Genomic DNA, 13,383 nt, shown 5'->3' with positions numbered 1-13,383 from the left:
GTGTTTAGCAGGTCGCCGGTTATTACATTTTGGGCTTTGGTAAACCTTGCTGTCCTTTCAATGTATTTGGCAAAATCAATTGTATTTTCCTTTTTTGCGGTGTTCATAATGCACATTATTGTTTGTTTGGCATCGTATCTAAAATAAACATAAAGTCCGTTAACAGGTATATAATGCATCATTTTCCCGGTTTTTAATGCTGATGAGTTTTTCCGGAAAGTGCCCAATTTTTTAACAATATTTTGAACAGCGAGTTCATCGGTTGTAAGACCTTCGCCGGTAAAAGCATTTTTTTTATCCCCGGCCCATCCGCCCGGAAAATCAGCCCTTACCAAACCATCGGGGTTTGTAAAGCCTTTTAAAAGTACCTCCGATCCATAATATAGCTGCGGAACGCCCCTGCAGGTTAATAACCATTCATAGCCGATTTTCTGCTTTTCAACATCCTCGCCCACAACCGAAAAAAAACGCGGCTCATCGTGGTTATCCAACAAAAGCACATTACGGGTAGCATCTTTATTCAAAAAATCGCTGCTTAAGGTATAATACAATTTATTAACTCCATCCGTCCAATCAAATGGCTGCATCAATGCAGGGATAATGCCAAAATATAGGCATTGAAAATCCGCCGACCCTTGTAAATTGCTTTTGAAAGGCAAATTAAAATTGTTCTGGTTAAAATACGACTGATTGGCAACGCCAAATACCCGTGTTTCACCAAATAAAGTAAGCTTAGGAAATTCGTCCATAATAGCCTGGTTACATCGGTTAGCAAAATTCATATCGTTGTAGGTATAGGTATCTATTCTTATACCGTCAATTCCAAAGTTTTGCACATACCATATAATATTTTGAATCATATAGTTTGCCATAAATGGGTTAGCGTGATTAACATCCGGCATTTCGGCGGTGAACCAGCCATCTGTCATTTTCTTTTTATCTGATGGTGCTGCGTACGGGTCAAACTGGGTTTGTTCCCTGTAATTTGTCTGGGTAAATTGGGGCCACCGGTGCATCCAGTCTGTTGCTGGTGGATCTTGTTCTAAAAAATGGTAAAGCCCGGTATGATTATATACAACATCCATGATCAGCTTCATGCCGTTTTTATGCAGTGTATTACTTAATTTGGTATAAAGAGAGTCGTTTCCATATCGGGGATCAATTTTATAGTGATCGGTAATGGCATAACCGTGTTCGGTACGGTTGGGCATGTCGTTTTCCATTATCGGGGTCAGCCATAAAGCGGTTACGCCAAGACTTTTAAAATAATMGATATGATTCAATATAMCCTGAAAGTCGCCGCCATGTCTTAAGTACATCGAATCGCGATTCAGCGATTGGTCCCTCATTCCAGGTACTCTATCATTTTTTGTATCGCCATTACTAAAGCGGTCTGTTAGCAGCAGATCTATAAAATCACCCGAAGTTACCCCCTGCGCGTAACTGCTGCCATTGCCCAAAGGTTTTGCCAATAAAGGCCATGATATCACCGCGGAGTTAACGCCATCTCCAAAAATGATGTTTACTGACCCCGGCTTTGTGGCAGGGCTGATAAGGATATCAACGGCTGTATATTTTAAGTTAGGGAAATGGTGAGTTTGGAGCAGGGTAATACCGGGGTAATTGATTTTGATTTTTTGCTGAGATAAAGCTTTGTTCTCGCTTCTGATTAATAATTGAATGTGGTTCATTTTCATGCCAACCCACCAATTGGTAGGATAGATGTTGGTTTGCTGCCCATACAGATTTAAATATCCAAGTACAGTAATAAATAAACAGGTTAAAAGATTTTTCTTCATGATGGTTTAAATGGAATTGATTAATTGGAGGGAGCAAAGTAAATGTTGACTTACACATAGCAAATTTTTGATGCAGACAACAAAAAAAAGAGGGCGAACGACGTACTATATCGTTTAGCTTTCAAGTAAATGCGTATTACTTTTATGGCGGCCTCGCTAATTTTATTACTTTTAAAACGTGCCCGATTTCATCGTTAACAGAAAATTGAAAAAAATTGAATTGTATTTCCTGTACTGGATATGCTACTTGTTGTTATTTACGATACTGCAGGGGCTTACGGAAGGGGACTTTTTGACGGTTTTTAGAAACGAGTTTTTTAGTTTGATCCCAAAAGTGGTTTTTGTTGCAATAGTTGTAGAAACCCTGATGGCGGATTTACTTTTCCATCAAAAAGTTATACGTTTTATAGTTGTGTATGTTTTATTGGTGGCGGCGTTCGCGTTGATGTTACGCCTGATAGATAATTACATTATACTAAGGTATTTTTTAATTAGCTGGAAAAAAGAACCCTTATTGAGCGTTGCCCCGTTTTTATATAATTGTGTTAAGCTTCAATTTGTGCTCACGATTCCTTTTTGTATAAAATTATACCAGCTTTTAAATTCAGAAAAGGTACGGGCACTACAAATTGAGGCTGAAAAAAATATTGATGAGAAGAATTTATTAACGGCCTCTAAGGATGGAGATACATTCCTGTTTGTTAAATGCGAACGCCGAATGGTAAAGATGAACTTTAACGATATATGCTATGTTGAGGCACAAGGCAATTATCTTGTTATTTTTACGATGAACGGAACTTATAAAACCTATTTATCAATTTCAGAACTGCTGGATAAACTGCCTGAAGTATTGTTTGCGAGGGTACATCGGTCATTTATTGTTGCTTTGAATAAGATTGAAAGGCATAACAACAGTGAGATAATTATAGGGGATAAGAAAATCCCAATCGGCAGGTCCTATATTTCTAAAATTCGGGAGATTTTATCGTAACTACAAACCTTAAGCTTACTGTTTAGCGTACTGCAATTGTTTTGTAGTATTCATTACACTGGCATTACGTAGGTGCGCGTTAATGGGCGATATTAATTTATATGGCCTGTTAAAAGCTTCCTGCCTAACCTTAAAATGCGCTGCTAATTTCCGTATCACATCTTTTGATAATCCTTTTTTATAATTTAAAATATCAGATACATAGCCTTTACTAATTCCCAGTATCACGGTCATGTCCTGGGGTTTTAAATGATGGTCATGCATGAAAGACCGTAACAAGCTAATTGGGTCAGTTTCTTTAAATGTATTATGTTCCTCGTCGTATTTTTCAATTAGGAGCGTCAACAAATCTATTTCATCCTGCAACGCGTTGGTGCTTTCCTGGATCAACAGGGTTTCCAGTTGATCGCAATACTGATCATATTGGGTTTTATTTTTGATGATGGTGTATTTCATTGTCGCTGCTTCCATGTTTAATAAATGTTAATGGTATACTGGTCACCTTGTTTACAAACTTTATCATATTCGGCATGTGTTCCAATCCAGCAAACAAATAAATGGACTTGCTTTGTGCCGAAGACATATTTACAAACCATCCGGAAACTATTCCCTGCTATGTCAAAAATAACCCTGTTACTGCTTTTGCCTAATAAATCGGCGGTATTATAAGTATGTTTTATATCACCTGGCTGTTCCCAATTTGCCAGTTTTAGCTTTTCGGCCCAGTCTTCCAAAGACGCTTTGCTTCTCGGGTATTATGCTGAAAAGTTTTCTAAAGTTTGTTTTTTGATAAGGTGAACTTTCATTCTTGAAACAAATATAAAATTTATAGTTCACTTTTTGTGAACTATAAAAAATTAAACTCATTCTCTTCGTTGTTAACTTTAGTAAGCAATACACCTTGAATTATTCAATTGATACTTTAAGCCTTGTCTTTTCCATCACAAAAAGATTACCATTTCCTCATCCCCCGCATCATATAAAAACATAACTTTGCCCCTGCAAAATTTAATGCTATGAGTTTCAGAACCGAACACGATACCATGGGCGAGGTACAGGTACCTGCCGATAAATACTGGGGAGCACAAACAGAACGTTCACGCAACAATTTCAAAATTGGTCCGGAGGCATCTATGCCAAAAGAGATCATTGACGCGTTTGCTTACCTGAAAAAAGCTGCCGCTTATACCAATACCGATCTTGGCGTACTATCTGCCGAAAAACGCGACCTGATAGCACAGGTTTGTGATGAAATACTGACAGGTGCATTAGCATCAGAGTTTCCGCTTGTGATCTGGCAAACAGGCTCGGGCACGCAATCAAACATGAACGTTAATGAGGTAGTGGCCAACCGCGCGCATGTATTACAAGGCAACAAACTGGGCGAAGGCAAAACCTTTATCCATCCTAATGATGATGTGAATAAATCGCAATCATCAAACGATACTTACCCAACGGCCATGCACATAGCGGCGTATAAGATCCTGATGGATGTAACCATCCCGGGAATTGAAAAACTGCGCGATACTTTGCAGGCAAAAGTTGAAGCCTTTAAATCTGTCGTGAAAATCGGTCGTACCCATTTAATGGATGCTACGCCGCTTACGTTAGGCCAGGAGTTTTCTGGCTATGTATCACAACTAAACCACGGTTTAAAAGCCCTGCGTAATACTTTAGATCACTTATCTGAGCTTGCCCTTGGCGGTACAGCCGTGGGTACCGGCATCAACACCCCAAAAGGCTATGATGTTAAGGTGGCCGAATACATTGCCCAGTTCACCGGCCTGCCATTCATTACTGCCGAAAATAAATTTGAAGCGCTGGCCGCTCATGACGCCATTGTAGAAAGCCATGGTGCTTTGAAACAGATAGCGGTATCATTAATGAAAATAGCTAACGATATCAGGATGCTGGCTTCTGGTCCGCGTTCGGGTATTGGCGAGATTCATATTCCAGATAACGAACCGGGCTCATCTATTATGCCCGGCAAGGTTAACCCTACCCAAAACGAAGCCGTTACTATGGTAGCTGCACAGGTGATGGGTAACGATGTAACCATCTCTATCGGCGGGTCAAACGGCCATTATGAGCTTAACGTATTTAAACCGGTTATGGCTGCCAACTTCCTGCAATCGGCAAGGTTAATTGGTGATGCCTGCGTATCGTTTAATGATCATTGTGCGGTTGGTATCCAACCAAATTACGAAGGCATTAAAAAGCACCTCGAAAACTCGCTGATGCTGGTAACCGCGCTTAATCCGCATATAGGCTATGAAAACGCTGCCAAAATTGCTAAGACTGCTTTAAAAGAAAATAAATCGTTACGCGAAGCCGCCATTGGTTTAGGTTTGTTAACCAACGAACAGTTTGACCAATGGGTTAGGCCCGAAAATATGATAGGTAGTTTATAAGCCTCACCCCAAACCCCTCTCCTTTAGGAGAGGGGCTTTTTATTTACTGCTTTGAATCGCATTTTAAATATGCCAAAACCCTTTAGCTTTTACCTTTCAGCTTTTATCTCAAAAAAGGCTTTCAGCTTTCAGCCTTTGGCTTTCAGCAAAAAAACCTTTTACCTTTCGCCTTTTACCTTTCGCCTTAAAAGAGCCTTTTACCTTTTACCTCTCGCCTTTTACCTCAACTCCTGCTCCATGAATCCCGACGTTCAAAAACCGGGTGTTAAATATTTGCAGGGCGAGTGGCGGCAGGATACGGTACCGGCGCAAAAAAAACTGGTTACTTATTCGCTGTACGATCTGAAATTCAGCTGCGATTCTTTTTTGATGAAGATAAGCACCGTAAGCAAAGTAAATTATGGGGCCGATACCTGTATGAACAGCGGCCATTGGACCGAGTACATCCGCGGTACCTATGTGCAAAAGCAGGATACACTGCACCTTAAAGGCCAGTTTTGCAATGCCGATGGCAGCTATAAAGACGAGAAAAGCTGTTTCCGCTATGGTGATTACGAGGAGTTTTATAAGGTGAAGCAAAAGGCAGACTCTTTAATTGAATTTACAAGTACATCTAATGTAATACCCATTTACGCGCGTTTAATTAAAAGAACAAGTTGCATCCCAAAACCACTATGAAAATGAGCACTAACTTTTTCAAAAAGATCATCCTTTTTGTAGCTGTATGCTACATCCCATTGCAAGGCATGGCATGGGGAACCAATGGTCACCGTATTTGCGGGCAGATAGCAGATAGCTATTTAACCCCAAAAGCACGCAAGGCTATCCAGGCCATTTTAGGTAACGAATCAATCGCTATTACCAGCAACTGGGCCGATTTTATTAAATCAGATCCGGCTTACGGCTACCTGTACAACTGGCATTTTATCGACATGGATAAGGCTTATACCTACCCCGAACTGCAAACCTATTTAAAAGCAGACACGGCTACAGACGCTTACACCAAAATGAATTTTTTGATTGCCGAACTCAAGAAAAAAACTACCACCCAAACCAACAAATTACTTTACCTGCGCATGTTGATACATATTGTGGAGGATGTTCATCAGCCTTTTCATACAGGCCATACCAGCGATAAGGGCGGCAACGATTTTAAAGTACAGTGGTTTGGTAAGGATAGCAACCTGCATTCGGTTTGGGATAGCCAGCTGATAGATAATCAGCAATTAAGCTATACCGAATACGCTGCATGGATAAACCACACCACAGCTGCCCAGCGCACAACCCTGCAAAAAGACCCGATTAGCAAATGGCTTTTTGAAAGCAACCAGCTGGCCGAAAAATTTTACGCCGACATTAAACCAGGCGATAACCTGAACTACAAATACAATTTTAGCCACATTGGCACCCTTAACCAGCAATTGCTTAAAGCAGGCGTACGGTTGGCTGGAGTGTTGAATCAAATATTTGGTTGATTTTAGCAGAAGGCTAAAAGCCCAAAGCAAAAAGCTTTTGGCCTTCTGCTTTTTGCTTTAAGCTTAAAAAATGAAAATACTAATGGTTTGCCTCGGCAATATCTGCCGTTCGCCGCTGGCCGAGGGGATTATGCAGCACCTAAGCGATGAGCAGGGCCTTGGATGGGAAATTGATTCGGCAGGGACCGGTAACTGGCATGTAGGAGAGGGGCCCGACAGGCGGTCGACCCGTACTGCGCGTAATCATGGTATCGATATCAGCAACCAGATTTGCCGGTTATTCAGGCAAAGTGATTTTGAGGAGTTCGATCATATATATGTGATGGATAAATACAACCTGGGCGACATCCTCGATATGGCTGGTAATGATGAGCAGGCCCAAAAAGTAAAGCTGTTATTGGGCGATAAAATAGTACCCGATCCGTACCATGATGATACCCAGTTTGAGCCTGTTTTTACACTGATTGAAGGCGGGTGCAAGGATATTATCAGGGCGTTGACAAAGTAGTTGACTCTTATTTTTTCGTTGTCATCCTGAACGCAGTGAAGGATCTATTCGCGAACTTTGTATATCGAATGTGCATGTTGTATAATAGATTCTTCACTACGTTCAGAATGACAAATCTTTTATATTAAAGAACCTTACTCACCCTAAAAAACGGCAGATCCTCTCCATACCAAAAAGCTTCGCCGCGGCGCTCAAACCCGGCTTTAGTTAAAACCTTTTGTGATGCAAGGTTATGAGGATGTGTTACTGCGCAAATCTCCACCAGGCCAACTTTATTTAAACCATAATTAACCAAAGCTATGGTAAGTTCGGTGGCGATGCCCTGGCCCCAGTATTTGAGGTGTAACCGGTAACCGAGTTCAATACTATTGCTGTCAGATTCGCTGGGCCTCAGCATGCATACGCCTATGAAATCATCATCGGTCGCATTAAATATACCCCAGCGGCCCAAACCGGTTTTGTTTTTATAATCTTTAAGCGTATCCTTAAAAACCTGCTTGCTTTCTGCCGGGGTGCGCTTTTTTACATATTGGGTAAGGCGTTCGTCCTCATCCATCAAAAGCGAAAGTTGTTCTTCGGCAGCAATAAATTCACGTATCAGCAGGCGGGGCGTTTGGGTGATAATATTCATGGTTTTCAAAAATATATTAATTGGAGGTTTGTAGGAATTGTATAAGGTAAAAAGAGTGTCATAATGAAGCATCTCCAAATTCCGTTTCTCATGCGATAATTTTTAAAACGTTTTTGAAGTCTGCCCCTCCAGGGAGGGTTGGGAGGGGCTAAGCTTTTTTGTACATTTGCCGCATGGCATCCATCAAACCATCCGTACCTAAAGGAACCCGCGATTTTTCACCTGTAGAGATGGTGAAACGTAACTATATTTTCGATACTATTAAAGATGTTTTCCGTAAATACGGCTACCAGCAGATAGAAACTCCTACCATGGAAAACCTATCAACCCTGACTGGTAAATATGGTGATGAGGGGGATAAGCTGATTTTTAAAGTGCTTGATTCCGGAGAATATTTTGACTCTAAATCTTTGGAGTCCTTTTTTAATGAATTAGATAAAGGTTTACTTGAATTACAGGATAGTAATAATTTCGAGGTGCTTGATTCAATGTATACTTTGGTAAGTAAATATAATTTAGCAGAGACTGATATTGAGAAAAAGGCTTTCCATGATGAATATGAAAAGAACTATAAATTAATTGCTCCAAAAAATCGACTTGTAGCGTTTAATAAACTAACTAATAAAATTTCCGAAAAAGCTCTCCGTTACGATCTCACCGTTCCTTTTGCCCGTTACGTTGTAATGCACCAGAACGAGATTACTTTCCCGTTCAAGCGTTTCCAGGTGCAGCCGGTTTGGCGTGCCGACAGACCGCAGCGTGGCCGCTACCGGGAATTTTACCAATGTGATGCCGATGTGGTTGGCTCCGACTCATTACTGAACGAAGCCGAGTTTGTATTGATCTATGATGAGGCTTTAGGCAAATTGGGCCTGAAGGATTTTACCATCAAGATCAATAACCGCAAAATCCTGTCGGGCATAGCCCAGATCATTGATAAGGCCGAAAACATTATTGATCTTACCGTAGCTATTGACAAGCTCGATAAGATCGGCCTGGACGGTGTTATAAAAGAACTATTAGAGCGTGGCTTTACGGAGGCCGACATAGAAAAAATAAAACCAGTTATTTTACTGGAGGGCTCCAACAGCGAAAAGCTGCAAAGCCTGCGCGAAGCCCTGTCCTCATCAGAAACCGGCCTGAAAGGTTGCGAAGAGATAGAAACCGTTTTTAAATATATCGAAAGCTGCCCGCTGCAAACCGCAAAACTTGAACTGGATATAACCCTTGCCCGAGGGTTGAACTATTACACAGGCGCCATATTTGAGGTTAAAACCAACGAAGCGGCTATGGGCAGCATCGGCGGTGGCGGCCGTTATGACGACCTAACCGGCATGTTTGGTTTAAAAGGTCTTACAGGAGTAGGTATCTCCTTCGGTGCCGACAGGATATACGATGTGCTGGAAGAATTAAACCTTTTCCCAACCGCGGCAAACCAAAGCACCCAGGTACTCATTTGTAACTTCGATAAGGAAGGCGAAACTTATGCACTGCCTTTATTGCAACAGCTCCGCAGGCAAAACATTAACACCGAGCTTTATCCGGCAGGTGCCAAAATTAAAAAGCAGCTGGATTATGCCAATAACAAAAACATCCCCTATACAGTAGTAATCGGGGGCGATGAAATACAAAGTGGCCTGTTAACCTTTAAAGATATGGCCAGCGGTGTGCAGGAAAAATTAACAGCTGATGAGATTGTGAAGAGGATGGTAGGGTAGCGACGTGTTACCATCGCTATGAGGAGGAACGAAATGTTCCAATGTGAAATTAATATATTTTACAATTAAGAAAATAAAACTTATCTCAGTGAAAGTTGTTGCCTATAAAAACAATATAAATCACTACTATGAAAAAGTTAAGTTTAATAGCGATGTTGGCAATTGCCGCCATGTCGTTCCAATCATGCGGCGGTGCCAAAGACAGCAAAGAAGCCGCAGACAGTACAAACGCGGTTAAAGATTCGTCAACAATGGCAGCAACCGACACTGCAGGCATTACCGGTGCACATGGTATAGCCGTTGACGAAAAAGATGCAAAATTTGCTACAGATGCAGCAAACGGCGGCCTGGCCGAAGTGGCATTGGGACAACTGGCCGGTGAAAAAGCTATGAATGCCAAGGTAAAGGCGTTTGGTGCCATGATGGTTACCGACCATACCAAAGCAAACGATGAGCTTATTGCTATTGCAAAGCAAAAAAACATTACTTTACCAACTGAACCTGATGCCGATCACCAAAAAAAGAAAGCTGATCTTGCTGCAAAGACAGGTGCCGACTTCGATAAAGCTTATGTAGATGCTATGGTAGATGGCCATAAAAAAGTAAAATCGATGTTTGAAGATGCCGCTAAAAATTGCAAAGATGCCGACCTTAAAGCATTTGCAGAAAAAACCTTACCTGTTATAAAAAGTCATTTAGCCGAAATTGAAGCCATCCAAAAAGGGATGAAATAATTAATGCTGATTTTATAAAATGACAGAGAGGGGGTAATTTTTACCTCCTTTCTGTTTTTATACCTATTTTAGGGCTTAACAATAAGTTGGCACCTATGAAAAAAGTTTACTTCTTCTTATTTCTCTTTTCTTTTTCCTTTTTTAATGTTAAAGCCCAAAAGGCTGATGAAATAGAAGCCAAAACAAAGGGCTTTACCAAATACACAGGATACTTTAACTTTTATTGGGATGAAAAAACCGGGAAGATATTTTTGGAGATAGATAAGTTAGACCAGGAATTTCTTTATGTAAACTCTTTACCTGCAGGTGTATGTTCAAATGACCTGGGTTTGGATCGCGGCCAGATTGGTGATAGCCGGATTGTAAAATTTGTGAAAAGCGGTCCTAAGATATTATTGATGCAGCCCAATTACAGCTACCGCGCAATTAGTGATAATGCCGATGAACGTAAATCTGTTGCCGAAGCCTTCGCGCAGTCGGCCATCTGGGGATTTACAGCTGTAGCACAGGACGGGAATAGGGTACTGATAGACTTTACACCCTTTTTGCTGCACGATAACCATAAAATAACCGATAGGCTGAACGATAATAACCAGGGAAGCTTCGGCTTTGACGAAAGCCGCTCGGCAGTATACCTGCCCAATACCAAAAGCTTTCCCGATAATTCTGAGTTTGAAGCTACCATAACCCTTACCGGCAAGGCAAAGGGGACCGAGATAAGCTCTGTAACGCCCGACCCAAATTCGGTTACGGTACGGATGCACCAGTCTTTTATAAAGCTGCCCGATGGCAACTATAAACTGCGCAAATTCGATCCCCGCTCCGGGTATTATGATGTGGAATACATGGATTACGCTACGCCGATAGATCAACCGATTATGAAAAGGCTGTTAAGTCGTCACCGGCTCGTGAAAAAGGATCCTGCTGCTGCCATGAGCGAACCGGTGAAGCCCATTGTTTATTATGTTGACCGCGGCGCTCCCGAGCCCGTGCGCAGCGCCCTGATGGAAGGTGCCGGCTGGTGGAACCAGGCTTTTGAGGCAGCAGGCTATAAAAATGCTTTCCAGGTAAAGTTGTTGCCCGAAGATGCCGATCCGATGGATATCAGGTATAATATTATTCAGTGGATCCACCGCTCTACCCGGGGATGGTCATACGGCAGCGGAATTACCGACCCGCGAACCGGCGAGATCATAAAAGGCCAGGTTTCGCTCGGTTCGCTGCGCGACAGGCAGGATTTTTTAATTGCCGAGGGGTTGGTGCAACCTTATGAGGATGGCAAACCGGTAAGTGATAAAATGTTGCAGCTTGCTCTTGCGCGTTTAAGGCAGCTTGCAGCGCATGAAGTTGGGCATACGCTGGGCCTGCAGCATAATTTTACAGCCAGTGTTAATGGCAGGTCATCTGTAATGGATTACCCGCCGCCGGTGGTTAGTTTAAATGCCGACGGCACCATCGACCTGAGCAAGGCATACCGTAAGGAGATAGGCGAATATGACAAACGAGCCATCCTGTACGGCTATCAGGATTTCGCGACCGGAACGAACGAGGACGAAGCCTTAAAAGGCATCATCACCGAAACCATTAAACAAGGTTTTTTATTTATATCTGATGATGACGCCCGCCCCGCAGGCAGCGCACATCCGCAGGCACATTTGTGGGATAGCGGTACCAATGCCGCTGATGAGTTGAATAGATTAATGGTGCTGCGTAAACACGTACTGGATAATTTTTCTGAAAAGGCAATTCGCCAGGATGCGCCTATGGCTACACTGGAAGAAGTATTGGTGCCAATGTATTTGATCCACCGTTTCCAGGCCGAGGCTGCTTCAAAAATGCTGGGCGGTTTGTATTATACCTTCGCTTTAAAGAACGATGGGCAAATCACTACTAAATTTGTGCTGCCGGCCGAGCAATGGAAAGCTTTTGACGCGCTGATGAGCACTATAAGCCCTGATGCCCTTGCCCTGCCCGAAAAGCTGATAGAAAAAATACCACCACGGCCGATTGGTTATCCACGTACAAGGGAAACCTTTAAATCGCATACTGGCTTAACTTTCGACCCGATGGCAGCTGCAGAATCGGCAGCTGGTGCAACGCTATCGTTTATGCTGCAACCAGAGCGGGCGGCACGGCTGATTGAATATCAATCGCGCGATAATACACAGCCGGGTTTGTTGCCTGTATTGAATAAACTGGTGGCCCAAACCTGGAAAGCCCCGCAGCCAACAGGCTATAAAGGCGAACTACAGCGATTGGTGAATAACTTAACGCTAAAACAGATCCTCACCCTGGCTGCTAATACCAAAGCATCAGAAAGTGTACGCAGTATTGCCCTGTTGCAGATTGATGAGTTAAAAAAATGGATACAAACGAATTTGAATGCCGCAACTGACAGTCGTAAAGCCAATTTATTGTTCGGTTTGTCGCAGATCAGCCAGTTCGAGCGAAATCCTGATAAGTTTCAGCCGGCAGCAGTAATGAATATGCCCGACGGGTCACCGATCGGGATGGATTAGGGGGAGATCGTCATTTATTACCGACGAAAGGCAAAAACACGTCGATGAAAGCCGGATATTCCGCTATGAAAGCGTAATCGGTTGATTATTAGTATTTATATGCAGGTTTGCCGATTGAAATAAGTTCTTGGTCTATAATTATATAACCGCCGTCTATTGCATTTTTTTGATGCTGAAAGATGTTGTTGATTTGAATATTGAAACAGAAAACAAAATTCAAAAACAATATTTAAAATCGAAAAGATCATGAAAAATTCAATCAAATTATCAGCATTATTTTTGTTATTAAGCGTAGGCATTTTTGGTGTAACAACTGCAACAGCTAAAACACTTACCGAAGGATCCAAACCCGTTATAACATTATCAGTAATGAAGCAAGGCCGTGGTGTTGCAGTAAATGTGGTAAAGGCTGACGCCTACAAATCTGTAGTAAAAGTGTACGACAACGACAGCCATCTATTAATAAAAGACTTTTTGCCAAATAAAGCTGTGGCTTCAAAAGGTTATGTTTTAACCGACCTTGAAAATGGCGATTACACCATTGAAGTTGCCTCAAACAATACTGTAGTTACAAAAAACATCCACATATATGATGAG

At 42.0% G+C, this 13,383-nt stretch carries 13 protein-coding genes; 9 read left to right on the top strand and 4 right to left on the bottom strand.

The window, feature by feature from the left end; genetic code table 11:
* Positions 1 to 1,799: alpha-amylase family glycosyl hydrolase (locus tag AC1DPZ_RS13180; RefSeq protein ID WP_477404027.1), on the bottom strand; the 1,799-nt coding region annotated here is incomplete at its 3' end.
* 205 nt (positions 1,800 to 2,004) lie between these two features.
* Here AC1DPZ_RS13180 and AC1DPZ_RS13175 point away from each other — a divergent pair.
* The gene (locus AC1DPZ_RS13175; RefSeq protein ID WP_477404025.1) at positions 2,005 to 2,790 is read left to right on the top strand and encodes a LytR/AlgR family response regulator transcription factor; all 786 of its coding nucleotides are present in this window, start codon (positions 2,005 to 2,007) and stop codon (positions 2,788 to 2,790) included.
* A 15-nt stretch (positions 2,791 to 2,805) separates the two neighbouring features.
* Here the strand turns inward: AC1DPZ_RS13175 and AC1DPZ_RS13170 are convergent, their stop codons facing one another.
* A complete protein-coding gene (locus AC1DPZ_RS13170) occupies positions 2,806 to 3,261 on the bottom strand; it encodes a helix-turn-helix domain-containing protein (RefSeq protein ID WP_477404023.1) in 456 nt (151 codons plus the stop codon).
* A gap of 2 nt (positions 3,262 to 3,263) precedes the next feature.
* On the bottom strand, positions 3,264 to 3,524 hold the full coding sequence (locus AC1DPZ_RS13165) for a type II toxin-antitoxin system HigB family toxin (RefSeq protein WP_477404021.1): 261 nt from the start codon (positions 3,522 to 3,524) through the stop codon (positions 3,264 to 3,266).
* A 282-nt stretch (positions 3,525 to 3,806) separates the two neighbouring features.
* Between AC1DPZ_RS13165 and fumC the strand changes: the two genes are divergently transcribed.
* From fumC to AC1DPZ_RS13145, 4 genes are all read left to right on the top strand, one after another.
* Positions 3,807 to 5,201: a class II fumarate hydratase gene (gene fumC / locus AC1DPZ_RS13160; protein ID WP_477404019.1), complete on the top strand. Its 1,395-nt coding sequence runs from the start codon at positions 3,807 to 3,809 to the stop codon at positions 5,199 to 5,201.
* 69 nt (positions 5,202 to 5,270) lie between these two features.
* Positions 5,271 to 5,879: a fumarate hydratase gene (locus AC1DPZ_RS13155; protein ID WP_477404017.1), complete on the top strand. Its 609-nt coding sequence runs from the start codon at positions 5,271 to 5,273 to the stop codon at positions 5,877 to 5,879.
* A 2-nt stretch (positions 5,880 to 5,881) separates the two neighbouring features.
* The gene (locus tag AC1DPZ_RS13150) at positions 5,882 to 6,676 is read left to right on the top strand and encodes a S1/P1 nuclease (protein ID WP_477404015.1); all 795 of its coding nucleotides are present in this window, start codon (positions 5,882 to 5,884) and stop codon (positions 6,674 to 6,676) included.
* A gap of 70 nt (positions 6,677 to 6,746) precedes the next feature.
* On the top strand, positions 6,747 to 7,184 hold the full coding sequence (locus AC1DPZ_RS13145; RefSeq protein ID WP_477404013.1) for a low molecular weight protein-tyrosine-phosphatase: 438 nt from the start codon (positions 6,747 to 6,749) through the stop codon (positions 7,182 to 7,184).
* A gap of 124 nt (positions 7,185 to 7,308) precedes the next feature.
* Here the strand turns inward: AC1DPZ_RS13145 and AC1DPZ_RS13140 are convergent, their stop codons facing one another.
* The gene (locus AC1DPZ_RS13140; RefSeq protein WP_477404010.1) at positions 7,309 to 7,815 is read right to left on the bottom strand and encodes a GNAT family N-acetyltransferase; all 507 of its coding nucleotides are present in this window, start codon (positions 7,813 to 7,815) and stop codon (positions 7,309 to 7,311) included.
* Positions 7,816 to 7,988: 173 nt separating this feature from the next.
* On the opposite strand from AC1DPZ_RS13140, the gene hisS reads away from it, so the two are divergent.
* The 4 genes from hisS to AC1DPZ_RS13120 form a co-directional block, all read left to right on the top strand.
* Positions 7,989 to 9,533, top strand: a complete 1,545-nt coding sequence (hisS, locus tag AC1DPZ_RS13135; RefSeq protein ID WP_477404008.1) for a histidine--tRNA ligase — start codon at positions 7,989 to 7,991, stop codon at positions 9,531 to 9,533.
* A gap of 128 nt (positions 9,534 to 9,661) precedes the next feature.
* Positions 9,662 to 10,267: a DUF4142 domain-containing protein gene (locus AC1DPZ_RS13130; protein ID WP_477404006.1), complete on the top strand. Its 606-nt coding sequence runs from the start codon at positions 9,662 to 9,664 to the stop codon at positions 10,265 to 10,267.
* 95 nt (positions 10,268 to 10,362) lie between these two features.
* Complete coding sequence (locus AC1DPZ_RS13125; protein ID WP_477404004.1) at positions 10,363 to 12,786, top strand: zinc-dependent metalloprotease; 2,424 nt, start codon at positions 10,363 to 10,365, stop codon at positions 12,784 to 12,786.
* A gap of 246 nt (positions 12,787 to 13,032) precedes the next feature.
* On the top strand, positions 13,033 to 13,383 hold a 351-nt coding region (locus AC1DPZ_RS13120), incomplete at its 3' end, for a hypothetical protein (protein WP_477404002.1).

Source organism: Mucilaginibacter sp. P4_G9, assembly GCF_056400985.1.
This window is presented reverse-complemented; position numbering and strand designations above follow the sequence as displayed.

Excerpts from the sequence above, each read along its gene's own strand:
- AC1DPZ_RS13170 (WP_477404023.1), bottom strand. The coding sequence starts at position 3,261 with ATGGAAGCAGCGACAATGAAATACACCATCATCAAAAATAAAACCCAA.
- fumC (WP_477404019.1), top strand. The coding sequence starts at position 3,807 with ATGAGTTTCAGAACCGAACACGATACCATGGGCGAGGTACAGGTACCT.
- AC1DPZ_RS13155 (WP_477404017.1), top strand. The coding sequence starts at position 5,271 with ATGCCAAAACCCTTTAGCTTTTACCTTTCAGCTTTTATCTCAAAAAAG.
- AC1DPZ_RS13150 (WP_477404015.1), top strand. The coding sequence starts at position 5,882 with ATGAGCACTAACTTTTTCAAAAAGATCATCCTTTTTGTAGCTGTATGC.
- AC1DPZ_RS13145 (WP_477404013.1), top strand. The coding sequence starts at position 6,747 with ATGAAAATACTAATGGTTTGCCTCGGCAATATCTGCCGTTCGCCGCTG.
- AC1DPZ_RS13140 (WP_477404010.1), bottom strand. The coding sequence starts at position 7,815 with ATGAATATTATCACCCAAACGCCCCGCCTGCTGATACGTGAATTTATT.
- hisS (WP_477404008.1), top strand. The coding sequence starts at position 7,989 with ATGGCATCCATCAAACCATCCGTACCTAAAGGAACCCGCGATTTTTCA.
- AC1DPZ_RS13130 (WP_477404006.1), top strand. The coding sequence starts at position 9,662 with ATGAAAAAGTTAAGTTTAATAGCGATGTTGGCAATTGCCGCCATGTCG.
- AC1DPZ_RS13125 (WP_477404004.1), top strand. The coding sequence starts at position 10,363 with ATGAAAAAAGTTTACTTCTTCTTATTTCTCTTTTCTTTTTCCTTTTTT.